At 54.8% G+C, this 12,622-nt stretch carries 15 protein-coding genes; 10 read left to right on the top strand and 5 right to left on the bottom strand.

Going from position 1 to position 12,622, the window contains the following annotated elements:
- Positions 1–18: 18 nt before the first annotated feature.
- Positions 19–459, bottom strand: a complete 441-nt coding sequence (gene slyA / locus RS584_RS09365) for a transcriptional regulator SlyA (protein WP_006808997.1) — start codon at positions 457–459, stop codon at positions 19–21.
- 187 nt (positions 460–646) lie between these two features.
- Here slyA and RS584_RS09360 point away from each other — a divergent pair, with 187 nt between their 5' ends.
- Genes RS584_RS09360 through RS584_RS09350 form a run of 3 tightly spaced genes read left to right on the top strand, consistent with a single transcriptional unit; the run spans position 647 to position 3,779 of the window.
- Entirely contained in the window at positions 647–883 is a 237-nt protein-coding gene (locus tag RS584_RS09360) for a DUF1656 domain-containing protein (protein ID WP_180240328.1), read from the top strand.
- A gap of 2 nt (positions 884–885) precedes the next feature.
- Positions 886–1,746, top strand: coding sequence for an HlyD family secretion protein (locus tag RS584_RS09355; RefSeq protein WP_047737727.1), 861 nt, complete (start codon positions 886–888; stop codon positions 1,744–1,746).
- Positions 1,746–3,779: an FUSC family protein gene (locus RS584_RS09350; RefSeq protein WP_165468462.1), complete on the top strand. Its 2,034-nt coding sequence runs from the start codon at positions 1,746–1,748 to the stop codon at positions 3,777–3,779. Before RS584_RS09355 ends, RS584_RS09350 begins: the two co-directional genes overlap by 1 nt.
- Here the strand turns inward: RS584_RS09350 and sodC are convergent.
- The 3 genes from sodC to RS584_RS09335 form a co-directional block, all read right to left on the bottom strand.
- The gene (gene sodC, locus RS584_RS09345) at positions 3,758–4,276 is read right to left on the bottom strand and encodes a superoxide dismutase [Cu-Zn] SodC (protein ID WP_315749468.1); all 519 of its coding nucleotides are present in this window, start codon (positions 4,274–4,276) and stop codon (positions 3,758–3,760) included. The genes RS584_RS09350 and sodC overlap by 22 nt on opposite strands.
- 81 nt (positions 4,277–4,357) lie before the next feature.
- Positions 4,358–5,254, bottom strand: coding sequence for an aldo/keto reductase family oxidoreductase (locus RS584_RS09340; RefSeq protein ID WP_015570678.1), 897 nt, complete (start codon positions 5,252–5,254; stop codon positions 4,358–4,360).
- Positions 5,255–5,302: 48 nt separating this feature from the next.
- Positions 5,303–5,542 carry a DUF1289 domain-containing protein gene (locus tag RS584_RS09335; protein WP_017384600.1) on the bottom strand — a complete coding sequence of 80 codons (240 nt, stop codon included), beginning with the start codon at positions 5,540–5,542 and terminating at the stop codon, positions 5,303–5,305.
- Positions 5,543–5,689: 147 nt separating this feature from the next.
- Between RS584_RS09335 and eptA the strand changes: the two genes are divergently transcribed.
- The 5 genes from eptA (at position 5,690) to rnt (ending at position 10,370) form a co-directional block, all read left to right on the top strand.
- Positions 5,690–7,315, top strand: a complete 1,626-nt coding sequence (eptA, locus tag RS584_RS09330) for a phosphoethanolamine transferase EptA (RefSeq protein ID WP_315749465.1) — start codon at positions 5,690–5,692, stop codon at positions 7,313–7,315.
- Positions 7,316–7,356: 41 nt separating this feature from the next.
- Positions 7,357–7,956, top strand: coding sequence for a TetR/AcrR family transcriptional regulator (locus RS584_RS09325; RefSeq protein WP_017384602.1), 600 nt, complete (start codon positions 7,357–7,359; stop codon positions 7,954–7,956).
- A 53-nt stretch (positions 7,957–8,009) separates the two neighbouring features.
- Positions 8,010–9,107, top strand: coding sequence for an alkene reductase (locus RS584_RS09320; protein WP_015570682.1), 1,098 nt, complete (start codon positions 8,010–8,012; stop codon positions 9,105–9,107).
- Between the two features lie 99 nt (positions 9,108–9,206).
- Positions 9,207–9,614, top strand: a complete 408-nt coding sequence (gloA, locus tag RS584_RS09315; protein WP_315749463.1) for a lactoylglutathione lyase — start codon at positions 9,207–9,209, stop codon at positions 9,612–9,614.
- 96 nt (positions 9,615–9,710) lie between these two features.
- Positions 9,711–10,370, top strand: a complete 660-nt coding sequence (gene rnt / locus RS584_RS09310) for a ribonuclease T (protein WP_003857625.1) — start codon at positions 9,711–9,713, stop codon at positions 10,368–10,370.
- A gap of 78 nt (positions 10,371–10,448) precedes the next feature.
- Here rnt and grxD read toward each other — a convergent pair whose 3' ends face one another.
- Positions 10,449–10,796 (bottom strand): monothiol glutaredoxin 4, encoded by a 348-nt coding sequence (gene grxD, locus RS584_RS09305; protein WP_003832760.1) that lies wholly within the window; start codon positions 10,794–10,796, stop codon positions 10,449–10,451.
- Between the two features lie 338 nt (positions 10,797–11,134).
- Between grxD and RS584_RS09300 the strand changes: the two genes are divergently transcribed.
- Positions 11,135–11,893 (top strand): C40 family peptidase, encoded by a 759-nt coding sequence (locus tag RS584_RS09300; RefSeq protein WP_045338780.1) that lies wholly within the window; start codon positions 11,135–11,137, stop codon positions 11,891–11,893.
- Between the two features lie 122 nt (positions 11,894–12,015).
- Positions 12,016–12,597: a superoxide dismutase [Fe] gene (gene sodB, locus RS584_RS09295; protein WP_315749461.1), complete on the top strand. Its 582-nt coding sequence runs from the start codon at positions 12,016–12,018 to the stop codon at positions 12,595–12,597.
- Positions 12,598–12,622: the final 25 nt, after the last annotated feature.

Raw genomic sequence — 12,622 nt, 5'->3', positions numbered from 1 at the left:
CAAGGCCTGTGAACAACGTCAGTCGCGTGACTGTAAATCGTGGATGTTTTGTTCAAGACGGGCGATGAGTCCGATCAGCATCTCCAGCTCAGCGGGGGAAATACCGGCCAGGATCTCCCCTCGCGTTTTACTGATGACGGTTTCCATCTCAGTAATAATCGGGGCCGCTTTTTCCGTCAATTTAATCCGCTTGGCGCGACGATCGCTGGCGCAGGTTTGTCGGGAGATGAGTCCCTTCTCTTCCAGCTGGTCAAGGGTACGCACCAGAGAAGGCTGCTCAATACCAATCGCTTTTGCCAGTTGGATCTGTGACTGATCGGGCGGGAGCTGATGAATGTTATGCAGCGTAACCCAGTGCGTCTGCGTAAGTTCCAGAGGTTTCAGGCGATGGTCAATCAGAGCACGCCAGATGCGTACCAACCTTGCCAGATCAGAACCTAATGGCGATTCCAATTTCATCTCCTTATAATTAGCTTGCTAAGTGATTATAGTGATTTTAGAATAGTTTGCAGTATTTGTATTGCCAAAACAAATGCAATCACGGTATTCATCATTCCTTAAAGGATGATTTACACTGAACGGTAATGCGCCATCGCATTGAAATATGCCATTGTGGCCCTCATTCCACCGCAAAGGATCGCTGCTTGTGACGTTGTTTTCCTTCTCCGCAGGGTTGCCCCTCCAGGATTTGATTGTTGGCGCATCGGTCTACTTTCCGCCACTGTTTAAAGCCGTGATGGTCGGTTTTGTAATCTGGCTCATTGCGCATCGTCTGCTGCGCGACTGGATGTATTCCGGTGAAATCTGGCACCCGATGTTAATGGATCTCTCCCTGTTTACCCTCTCCGTCTGTATTGGCCTTGCCGTGTTAACCGTGTGGTGAGAATAGCATTGAAAACGTTAAAATATTTTTCCACTCTTTTCGTTTTAGCGCTGGCGGTGATGGCCGGCTGGTGGCTCTGGAATTATTACATGCAGTCGCCCTGGACGCGTGACGGCAAGATCCGCGCGGAACAGGTCAGCATCACGCCACAGGTGTCCGGCAGTATCAGCGCGCTTCTGGTGAAGGACAACCAGTACGTTCATGCGGGCGATGTGCTATTCCATATCGATGAGACCCCTTTCCACATTGCGGTGCTTAATGCCCAGGCTCAGCTTGCAAAAGCTCAATCAGATCTGGCAAAAGCCAATAACGAAGCCGAACGCCGCCGCCATCTGTCGAGAAATTACATCTCTGCGGAAGATCTCGATACCGCCAATATCAATGTAAAAGCCATGCAGGCCAGCCTGAAGGTTGCTGAGGCAACGCTGAAACAGGCCGAATGGCAACTGACCCAGACCGTGGTCAAAGCCCCGGTGGATGGATGGATCACGAGCCTGTCTACCCGTGTGGGTGATTACGCCACCACAGGCCAGCCGGTCTTCGCCCTGGTCGATAGCCACTCTTTCTATGTTGTAGGTTATTTTGAAGAGACCAAGCTGCGCCATATCCGCGAGGGTGCGCCTGCCCGGATCACGCTTTACAGCGGCGCAGAAACGTTACAGGGTCACGTTAGCAGCATAGGTCGGGCAATATACGATCAGAGCGTGGAAACCGATTCTGGCCTGGTGCCTGACATCAAACCCAACGTCCCGTGGGTGCGCCTGGCTCAGCGGGTGCCTGTTCGCGTCGAGTTTGATCAACTGCCGAAAGACATTACCCTGGTCTCTGGCACAACCTGCACCGTCGCCATCGGATCGCGATGATGAACCTGGGGGCTTTCTCCTGGCGCAATACGCCGTGGATAAAAGCGACACGGCCGCAGTGGCGTTACGCGCTGCGCAACGGCATCGCCATGTGCCTTGCGCTTACGGTTGCCTATTATCTGAATCTGGACGAGCCTTACTGGGCGATGACCTCTGCGGCGGTCGTCAGCTTCCCTACCGTCGGGGGCGTTATCAGCAAAAGCCTCGGGCGCGTGGCGGGTAGCCTGCTGGGGGCAACCGCCGCACTGCTTCTTGCCGGCCATACCCTGAACGATCCCTGGCTCTTTCTGTTAAGCATGTCGGCATGGCTGGGGCTGTGTACCTGGGCCTGCGCCCATTTTACCAATAACGTTGCCTATGCGTTTCAACTGGCGGGTTACACCGCGGCCATTATCGCCTTTCCGGTCGTCAACGTGCTGGACACCACCGAGCTATGGGATATCGCCCAGGCACGCGTGTGTGAAGTGATGGTCGGCATTCTGTGCGGGGGCGTCATGATGATGATCCTGCCCAGTACCTCAGATGGCACTACGCTTATCACCGCCCTTAAAACGATGCACGCACGTTTGCTGGAACATGCCAGCCTGCTCTGGCAGCCTGACAGCAGCGATGATATCCGCCTCGCGCACGAAAAGGTCATCGGCCAGATCCTGACCATGAACCTGCTGCGCATCCAGGCTTTCTGGAGCCACTACCGTTTTCGTCGCCAGAACACGCTCCTGAACTATTTACTGCACCAGCAATTGCGGATGACGAGTGCGATCTCAAGCCTTCGTCGGATGTTGCTGAACTGGCCTGCACCGCCAGCCCATACCCGGGAGATTATCGAGGCGCTGCTCGCCGCCCTTGCGCGTCCGGATGCCGATATCTATACCGTTGCGCGCATTATCGCGCCGCTCGCCCCGACGGATGAATATGACTACCGGCACCGTGCCTTCTGGCAGCGTCTGAACTATTTCTGCCGCCTGTATCTGCGCAGCAGCCGCTGGTTAAAAGCCGTCGAGAATGCCACGCCCGTCACCGAATTTTCCGTTCCCGGTAGTCCTGCTCTGGCGCGGCATACCGACGCAATGGAGGCGCTGTGGAGCGGTTTTCGTACGTTTTGCGCGTTGACGGCCGTGGGCGCATGGGCCATCACCACGCAATGGGATGCGGGCAGTGCGGCCCTGACGCTTGCGGCAATCAGCTGCGTGCTCTATTCCGTCGCCGCTTCCCCCTTTAATTCCCTGACGCTTCTGCTGCGTACGCTGGTACTGCTGTCGCTGTTCAGCTTCGTGGTGAAATTTGGTTTGATGGTGCAGATAACCGACCTCTGGCAATTTCTGCTGTTTCTCTTCCCGCTATTAACCACCATGCAGTTGCTCAAACTGCAAATGCCTAAACTGGCCGGTCTGTGGGGTCAGTTGATTGTTTTTATGGGCTCATTTATCTCTGTAACGAATCCACCGGTTTACGATTACGCTGATTTTCTCAACGACAATCTGGCGAAGATCCTCGGCGTGGGGCTGGCGTGGCTGGCTTTCGCTGTGCTACGCCCGGGCTCGGACGCGCGTAAAAGCCGCAGGCATATTCGGGAGTTGCGCAGGGGTTTTGTCGATCAGCTGAGCCGCAGGCCGCATCTGCGCGAAAGCGAGTATGAGTCGCTGGTTTACCATCATGTCAGCCAGCTGAACAACAGCCAGGATTCACTCTCCCGTCGCTGGCTACTGCGCTGGGGCGTGGTGCTGTTAAACTGTTCGCACGTGGTGTGGCAGTTGCGCGCCTGGGAGACGCGTTCCGATCCGCTGTCGCAGGTCCGTGATAACTGTATTTCTATGCTCCGCGATGTGATGAGCGAGCGCGGGGTGCAGCAGCGCCCCCTGAGCGTCACGCTCGCCGAGCTTCAGCGTATTTGCGATACGCTGGCGCACCATCATCAGCCTGCGGCCCGCGATCTGGCGTCCATTATCTGGCGGCTGCACTGCTCCCTGTCACAGCTTGAACAGGCGCCGCCCCCCGGAACAATTGGCGATCAGATCACCCCGCAGGCATAGCGCGCCCCGCCGCCGCCAAGCGGTTTAGGCTGATCGGACATGTTATCGCCGCCCACATGGATCATCAGCGCCTTGCCTTTGACCTCGTCAAGCTTTTTGAGTCGTGGCGCCACAACCGGATCGGTGGCTTTACCGTCGTTATTCACCACCAGCACCGGCAGATCGCCGAGATGCCCCATCCCTTCCGGGCCTTCATGCTTACCGGAGTTGTGCGGGTCGAGATGCCCCCCTGCGGCTTCCGCAGCTGTTGGTTTCCCCTCTTTCATTGCGGGTTGACAGCTGCCTTTGGCATGAACGTGAAAACCATGTTCGCCGGGTGGAAGAGCCTTGAGATCGGGAGCAAATTCCAGCCCTTTATCGGTTTCGGTGATTTTCACCGTCCCGATGGACTGACCTACCCCCTGAGAAGTGACGAGATTCATTTCAACGTCCTCGCTGGCTGCATGCGCACCTGCGCAAACAACCAGCGTGACCATTGCCAGAGCAAAACGCTTCATAAGACCTCCACGGGTTATTTTTTGCACCTTAAGTCTATACCAGCGGCGCAGATTTCACCGGAAAGTCAGGTTCAGGCGTGCTCAGGGTACGTCGTAGCCCAGCGCCGCCTTACGGATGCGGAACCACTGCTGACGCGTCATATCCAGCTCCTCAGCCACAAGCGCAGCGCGGACGCGCTCAATTTTGCCGGAGCCAATAATTGGCAGCGGTTTAGACGGCAGGCGCAGGATCCAGGCGTAAACCACCTGCTCGATACTCTCCGCATTCAGTTCGCGCGCCACCGTTTCAAGCTCGTTGCGCAGCGGCTGGAATGCCTCATCGTTAAACAGGCGGCCGCCTCCCAGACAGGACCATGCCATTGGACGGATGCGCAGCTGTTGCAGTTGGTCGAGCGTGCCATCCAGCAGCAGCGGCTGATGAACAGGCGAGATCTCCACCTGATTCGTCGCCAGCGTAAACGGCAGGCGAGACTGCAATAGCGCAAACTGTGCCGGGGTGAAGTTAGACACGCCAAAATGGCGCACTTTGCCGCTCTGGTGCAGCGTCAGGAAGGCTTCCGCGACCTCATCCGCATCCATCAACGGATCGGGACGGTGGATCAGCAGCAGGTCGATACGATCGGTGGCTAGGTTAATCAGTGACTGCTCGGCGCTTTTAACGATATGCGCGCTGTCAGTGATGTAATGCCCAAGCGCATGCTCCGGTTTTGCTGTGGTGGCAATACCGCATTTGGTCACAATCTCCATACGTTCACGCAGCGCCGGCGCACGCTTCAGCGCTTCGCCAAAGGCAGCCTCGCATTGATAGCCGCCATAAATATCAGCGTGATCGACGGTGGTGATCCCGAGATCGAGATGCTCTTCTATAAAGTCCGCCAGCTGGACCGGAGACATATTCCAGTCCATAAGGCGCCAGTAGCCCATAACAAATCGGGAGAACTCCGGGCCCTGCGGGGCAAGGGTAATACGCTGAACCATAACATTTTCCTCAAGGAAGTCATGTCACCAGTATACGCAATTACCCTGCTAAAACAGTGAAGGTTGCTGAGGTTCTTCGCTTTCAACCGCTTTGTTTGCACGAATTTTACGCAGCAGACGCTGTCGACAGAGCCGTAAGACCTCCTGCTTTTGCGCGTCGCTGAAATTTTGCCAGTTAAAACGTTCATCGCGCGTGCGCATGCAGCCACGACAGTATCCTCGTTCATCTACCTGGCAAATACCCCGGCACGGGCTCTGGACAGGGAAAAACTCCAGTTGCTCTGCCACACCCACCTCCAGAACGTCATTATTCCCTACAGTGAAGACCCTAAATGGCTTGCATGCAAGGATGTCCGCCACAAACAGAGCATTAAGGTTTCGCTAATCTTCCCTTCTTATACTCGCCGCATTGATATAACGAATGGTCTGGTCATCATGTGGTTCACTAAAAAGTTACACTGTAACGATATAAAATTTACTCTGGGCTGTGCACTTTTCTTCACCGTACTGAATGCACTGTTTATCCAGCGCAGCTGGTCAATCATTGCGCCTGCGCATCTGCACGATCTCCTGTTTGCTGCCAGCGTGCCGCTGGTGCTGTTCTGCGGCTGGGTGATTGTCTTCAGCCTGCTGAATATTCCCTTTATTCGCAAGCCGCTCATGATTGTCCTGACCCTGGGATGCGCCGCCGCGACCTGGTTTATGTATACCTATGGCACGGTTATCGATCAGAACATGATTGTGAACGTGTTCGAAACTAATTCCCAGGAAGCGACTGCCCTGGTGACGCCGCAGATGATCCTGTGGCTGGTCGTTGCGGGTCTGGTTCCATCGATTATTTTAGCCCTGACGCGCATTCGCACCGGAAAATGGTGGTATGCCCTCCTGACGCGTGTCGCCGCTATGCTGGGTGCGCTGCTGGTGATCATCCTGATCGCGGCGGTGTTTTATAAAGACTATGCTTCTCTGTTCCGCAATAACAAAAGCATCGTCAAAATGGTTACCCCGGCGAATTACGTGAGCGCCGTGGTGAAATACAGCAAAATGCGCTGGTTTGCCGGCGACCAGACGCTGGTCCGCATTGGCGAGGATGCTCATAAAGGGGCGCTGATTTCCAGCCAACACAAGAAAACCGTGCTGGTTGTGGTGGTGGGCGAAGCCTCCCGCGCCGCAAACTACGCATTAAATGGTTACCCGCGTGAAACTAACCCCGAGCTGAAAAAGCAGGATGTCATCAACTTCCCACAGGCCTCCTCCTGTGGCACGGAAACCGCCGTTTCCGTCCCCTGCATGTTCTCTGGCATGACGCGGAAAAAATATGACGCGGACCTCGCCCATCACCAGGAAGGTCTGCTCGATGTACTTAACCATGCCGGATTCAACCTGCTGTGGCGCGACAACGACGGCGGGTGTAAAGGCGCCTGCGACCGCGTGCCACACACGGACATGACCCAGTGGAAACTGGATCAGTTCTGTAAGGACAAATCCTGTATCGACGACGTCAACCTCTACCGTCTGGACAACGTACTGGATGGAATAAAGCAGGATACGGTTCTGGTTATTCATCTGATGGGCAGCCACGGTCCGGCCTACTACAACCGTTATCCGGACAGCTTTCGCAAGTTCACCCCAACCTGCGATACCAATGAAATTCAGGATTGCGATCATCAGTCGCTGATCAATACCTATGACAACTCGATTTTGTATACCGACAGCGTGGTCAGCCGAACCATCGACGCGCTGAAAGCCCGGCAGGCCACCATGAACACGGCGTTGATTTACCTCTCCGATCACGGTGAATCGCTGGGCGAAAGCGGAATTTACCTGCACGGTACGCCATATATGCTGGCCCCTGAGCAGCAAACGCACATTCCGTTTATGTTCTGGCTCTCCCCGGATTATGCGAAAAACTTCGGCGTAAACACGGATTGCCTGCGTGACCATGCCGCAAAAGAGGCGGTTTCACAGGACAATTTATTCGCCACCGTTCTGGGCATGATGGACGTGAAATCAGCGGTTTATCAACCGCAGCTGGATATTCTGTCGCAATGTCGTCGCTAAGCGGGCTTGCATTAGACCGAACGGTCTATTAGAGTAAGGGCATGAGCAGACACACAGAACACGATACACGAGAACATTTGCTGGCTACCGGCGAGCGCCTTTGCATGCATCGCGGGTTTACCGGTATGGGGCTGAGCGAATTGTTAAAAACCGCTGAAGTACCTAAGGGATCGTTTTATCACTATTTTCGATCCAAAGAGGCGTTTGGCGTTGCCATGCTGGAGCGGCACTACGCCAGCTACCATCAGCGCCTGGCAACCCACTTCGCCAGCGGTGAAGGTGACTACCGGGATCGTGTTCTGAACTACTATCAGGAAACGCTGACGCAGTTCTGTCAGCAGGGCATCATCAGCGGCTGCCTGACGGTAAAACTGTCTGCCGAAGTGTGCGATCTCTCCGAAGATATGCGCACCGCAATGGATAAAGGGGCCAGCGGCGTTATTGCCCTGTTGGCTCAGGCGCTAGAGAGCGGGCGCAATGAAAAAACGCTCTCCTTCTCCGGCGATCCGCTCACGCAGGCACAGGTGCTCTATTCCCTCTGGTTAGGCGCCAACCTGCAAGCAAAAATGTCTCGCAGCGCCGTGCCGCTCGAAAGCGCGCTGGCGCATGTGAAAAACTGTATTACCGCGCCTGGCGTGTAGCCGGCGTTTTTATTTACCCTTTTACTAGTCGACTGGTCTACTCAGGAGCCGTTATGTCCGCTGAAAAGCTGTTTACCCCACTGAAAGTGGGTGCCGTTACTGCCCCAAACCGCGTGTTTATGGCCCCACTTACCCGTCTGCGCAGCATCGAGCCGGGCGATATCCCAACGCCATTGATGGGTGAGTATTACCGCCAGCGCGCCAGCGCGGGCCTGATTATCTCCGAAGCCACGCAGATTTCTGCTCAGGCAAAAGGCTACGCCGGTGCACCGGGTCTGCACAGCCCGGAACAGATCGCCGCGTGGAAAAAAATCACCGCAGGCGTGCATGCTGAAGATGGCCGTATTGCGGTTCAGCTGTGGCACACCGGCCGTATCTCACACAGCAGCATCCAGCCTGGCGGTCAGGCGCCGGTTTCTGCCTCTGCCCTGAACGCCAATACCCGCACTTCCCTGCGCGATGAAAACGGTAATGCGATCCGCGTCGACACCACCACGCCACGCGCGCTGGAGCTGGACGAGATCCCGGGTATCGTGAATGATTTCCGTCAGGCCGTCGCCAACGCCCGTGAAGCGGGCTTCGACCTGGTTGAGCTGCACTCTGCGCACGGTTACCTGCTGCATCAGTTCCTGTCCCCGTCTTCCAACCAGCGTACCGACCAGTACGGCGGCAGCGTTGAAAACCGCGCGCGTCTGGTGCTTGAAGTGGTTGATGCTGTTTGTAATGAGTGGAGCGCAGACCGCATTGGTATTCGTGTCTCCCCGATCGGTACTTTCCAGAACGTCGACAACGGTCCGAACGAAGAAGCAGATGCGCTGTATCTGATTGAAGAGCTGGCGAAACGCGGTATCGCCTATCTGCACATGTCCGAGCCGGACTGGGCAGGCGGCAAGCCTTACAGTGAAGCCTTCCGTCAGAAAGTGCGCGAGCGCTTCCACGGCGTGATTATCGGGGCGGGTGCGTATACGGCAGAGAAAGCCGAGGATTTGATCGGTAAAGGCCTGATCGACGCCGTGGCCTTTGGCCGTGACTACATTGCTAACCCGGATCTGGTTGCCCGTTTGCAGAAAAAAGCCGAACTGAACCCGCAGCGTCCTGAAAGCTTCTATGGCGGCGGCGCGGAAGGTTATACCGACTACCCTTCACTGTAATTCCGCTTTGTACATTGATAGCGGCGACCTTTCGCCGCTATACTAAAACATCGTTTCTGTTCAAAAAGATAATCCATTCCACTGGTTAATGAGGAAATTATGCGCCTACTTCACACCATGCTGCGCGTTGGCGACCTGCAACGTTCCATCGATTTCTACACTAACGTTCTGGGCATGAAGCTGCTGCGCACCAGCGAAAATCCGGAATATAAATACTCTCTGGCGTTTGTCGGTTACGGCCCGGAATCTGATGAAGCGGTCATCGAGCTGACCTACAACTGGGGCGTGGACAGCTATGAGCTGGGTACGGCTTACGGCCACATCGCGCTGGAAGTGGATAACGCCGCCGAAGCCTGCGAACGTATCCGCAGCAATGGCGGTAACGTCACCCGTGAAGCCGGTCCGGTTAAAGGCGGTACCACCGTAATTGCGTTTGTGGAAGATCCGGACGGTTATAAAATCGAACTGATTGAAGCCAAAGACGCTGGTCGCGGTCTGGGCGATTGATCCCGCAGGGCGCACTATGCGCCCGTTGTTTTGCTGCATCCCCTCTCAAAATTTGCCATAATGCGCACTGCTTTTTCCCCCTTGTAAGAGACCCTGATGTCCGATAACGCTCAATTTACCGGTCTGTGCGACCGTTTTCGTGGTTTTTATCCCGTTGTCATTGATGTAGAAACAGCCGGATTTAACGCTAAAACCGATGCGCTGCTTGAGATTGCCGCCATCACGCTGAAGATGGATGAACAGGGCTGGCTTGTACCGGACACCACGCTGCATTTCCACGTTGAACCCTTTGAAGGGGCAAACTTACAGCCAGAGGCGCTGGCCTTTAACGGTATCGATCCGACAAACCCGCTGCGCGGAGCGGTAAGCGAATACGAGGCGCTGCACGCTATTTTCAAAATGGTGCGCAAAGGCATGAAAGAGAATGACTGTAGCCGCGCCATCATGGTGGCCCACAACGCCACCTTTGATCACAGCTTCACTATGGCTGCCGCCGAGCGCGCCTCGCTGAAGCGTAATCCATTCCATCCGTTTGTGACCTTCGACACCGCCGCACTGAGCGGCCTGGCGCTGGGGCAAACCGTGCTCTCTAAAGCCTGCATCACAGCGGGTATTGCGTTTGACGGCACCCAGGCGCATTCCGCGTTATACGACACCGAGCGTACGGCGGAGCTGTTCTGTGAGATCGTCAACCGCTGGAAACGTCTGGGCGGCTGGCCGCTGCCAATGGGCGACGAGGCCGATCTTCAATCGTAGGTTGGGTAATCAACAGCCCCGCAGGACAAAAAAAAGCGACCAACATAATGTGGTCGCTTTTTTATATCCGCAGAAAACTTACTCTGCGTCCGGCTCTTCGGTTTTATACTTCGCCGCAGTCTCTTTGATCAGCTGTTGCAGTTCGCCGCGCTGATACATTTCAATCAGGATGTCGCATCCGCCAACCAGTTCACCATCAACCCACAGCTGTGGGAAGGTCGGCCAGTTGGCGTATTTTGGCAGTTCAGCGCGAATGTCCGGGTTTTGCAGGATATCAACGTAAGCAAAACGCTCACCACAGGCGGACAGCGCCTGAACCGCTTGCGCGGAGAAGCCGCAGCTTGGCAGCTTCGGAGAACCTTTCATGTACAGGAGAATCGGGTTTTCAGCGATCTGGCGCTGAATTTTTTCAATAGTGGTGCTCATGTCTTGCTTCCTTTAACTTCTGTTACGGCATCAGTCTGACATTGTAGCGGGTCAGGCCGACATCGGAAAATAACATTTTTGTCACGTCTAATTATTTTATCGCTTATCGCATAAAGTTGCATTGCTAATGTCGTTTATCCCCAGACGGGGTGCGGTTTTGCTTAAGGAACGAACAGGAGTGCGTCAGAATGGTGAATTTTTTTGCACTTGCTAACGAAACATAATTTTTGAATGAAAAATGCTATTAACTTCTTCTGATTTTATGGATTAGAATCGACAGGTTTTGTAAATCTCACGCGGGTATGCATTGTGGCCTGCATTTATCAGGGGACTGCCCAGTGGCGCGGATAACTAAAATCTCGATGACGCTCTGTGCTTTACTGTTTACCACACTCTCATTTACGCCAGCGGCGAACGCCTCTGAACAGGCGCGGCATTCTGCTGTACAAAAATCGCATCTGGCAAAAACCACAGAACGTAAGAAAAAAACCACCAGTAAAACAGTAAAGAAGAAAACCACCGCTCAGACCAAAAAGACCGCCTCCAGTAAAACCAAAACTCTCCGTTCCGGCACGCACAAAACCACCCGCACGACCGCCAGCCTGGTGAATGAAAAATGCACCGTGCGCAAAGGCCATAAAACGAAATGCGCAAAAGTGACGAAACTGGCTGACGTGCATAAAGCGCGTATGCAGAAAGCGCAAAAAACGGCGATGAACAAACTGATGGGGCAAATAGGTAAACCGTATCGCTGGGGTGGCACCTCTCCGCGCACCGGTTTTGACTGTAGCGGGCTGGTTTATTATGCCTATAAAGATCTGGTGAAGTTTCGCATTCCGCGCACCGCCAATGAGATGTACCATCTGCGCGACGCCGCCCCTGTAAACCGTGGCGAACTGCAAAATGGCGACCTGGTGTTCTTCCGCACCCAGGGACGCGGTACGGCCGATCACGTTGGGGTGTATGTGGGTAACGGTAAATTTATCCAGTCACCGCGCAGCGGTCAGGACATTCAGATCACCTCCCTCAGCGAAGATTATTGGGTGCGCCACTATGTGGGTGCGCGCCGCGTGATGACGCCAAAAACCATTCGCTAAACCCTGCCCTGCCGCCTCCATGGCAGGGTAAGTTCCTCTTTTGCATACCCTTTCAATTTGCTATTCTGTCCTTGTTGTCTGTAGGGTTATTGGCAACGTATAAAACTATAAGGAGAGAAGCAATGTCGTTCGAATTACCTGCACTACCGTATGCAAAAGACGCCCTGGCCCCGCACATTTCCGCGGAAACCCTGGAGTACCATTACGGCAAGCATCACCAGACCTATGTCACCAACCTGAACAATCTGATCAAGGGCACCGATTTTGAAGGCAAAACGCTGGAAGAGATCGTGCGCAGTTCAGACGGCGGCGTATTCAACAACGCCGCACAGGTGTGGAACCACACCTTCTACTGGCACTGCCTGGCCCCCAATGCAGGCGGAGAACCTGCCGGTGAGCTGGCGGCAGCGATTAACGCCGCGTTCGGCAGTTTCGCGGATTTTAAAACGAAGTTTACTGACGCAGCCGTTAAAAACTTTGGCTCCGGCTGGACCTGGCTGGTAAAAGAGGCTGATGGCAAACTGGCTATCGTTTCCACTTCTAATGCGGGTACCCCTCTGACCAGCAGCGCCACGCCGCTGATGACCGTGGACGTATGGGAACACGCCTATTACATTGATTACCGTAATGCGCGCCCGAACTACCTGGAACACTTCTGGGCACTGGTTAACTGGGAATTTGTTGCGAAGAACTTCGCCGCGTAAGAGACACGCAGAAGGGGCAGCCCTT

This window comes from Enterobacter sp. DTU_2021_1002640_1_SI_PRY_ASU_LCPMC_013 (assembly GCF_032389435.1).
Classification (GTDB): Bacteria; Pseudomonadota; Gammaproteobacteria; order Enterobacterales; family Enterobacteriaceae; genus Enterobacter; species Enterobacter hormaechei_C.
Note: the sequence above shows the minus strand (reverse complement) of the source record. Positions and strands in the feature narration are given on the sequence as shown.

Excerpts from the sequence above, each read along its gene's own strand:
- slyA (WP_006808997.1), bottom strand. The coding sequence starts at position 459 with ATGAAATTGGAATCGCCATTAGGTTCTGATCTGGCAAGGTTGGTACGC.
- RS584_RS09350 (WP_165468462.1), top strand. The coding sequence starts at position 1,746 with ATGAACCTGGGGGCTTTCTCCTGGCGCAATACGCCGTGGATAAAAGCG.
- sodC (WP_315749468.1), bottom strand. The coding sequence starts at position 4,276 with ATGAAGCGTTTTGCTCTGGCAATGGTCACGCTGGTTGTTTGCGCAGGT.
- RS584_RS09340 (WP_015570678.1), bottom strand. The coding sequence starts at position 5,254 with ATGGTTCAGCGTATTACCCTTGCCCCGCAGGGCCCGGAGTTCTCCCGA.
- eptA (WP_315749465.1), top strand. The coding sequence starts at position 5,690 with ATGTGGTTCACTAAAAAGTTACACTGTAACGATATAAAATTTACTCTG.
- RS584_RS09325 (WP_017384602.1), top strand. The coding sequence starts at position 7,357 with ATGAGCAGACACACAGAACACGATACACGAGAACATTTGCTGGCTACC.
- RS584_RS09320 (WP_015570682.1), top strand. The coding sequence starts at position 8,010 with ATGTCCGCTGAAAAGCTGTTTACCCCACTGAAAGTGGGTGCCGTTACT.
- gloA (WP_315749463.1), top strand. The coding sequence starts at position 9,207 with ATGCGCCTACTTCACACCATGCTGCGCGTTGGCGACCTGCAACGTTCC.
- rnt (WP_003857625.1), top strand. The coding sequence starts at position 9,711 with ATGTCCGATAACGCTCAATTTACCGGTCTGTGCGACCGTTTTCGTGGT.
- grxD (WP_003832760.1), bottom strand. The coding sequence starts at position 10,796 with ATGAGCACCACTATTGAAAAAATTCAGCGCCAGATCGCTGAAAACCCG.
- sodB (WP_315749461.1), top strand. The coding sequence starts at position 12,016 with ATGTCGTTCGAATTACCTGCACTACCGTATGCAAAAGACGCCCTGGCC.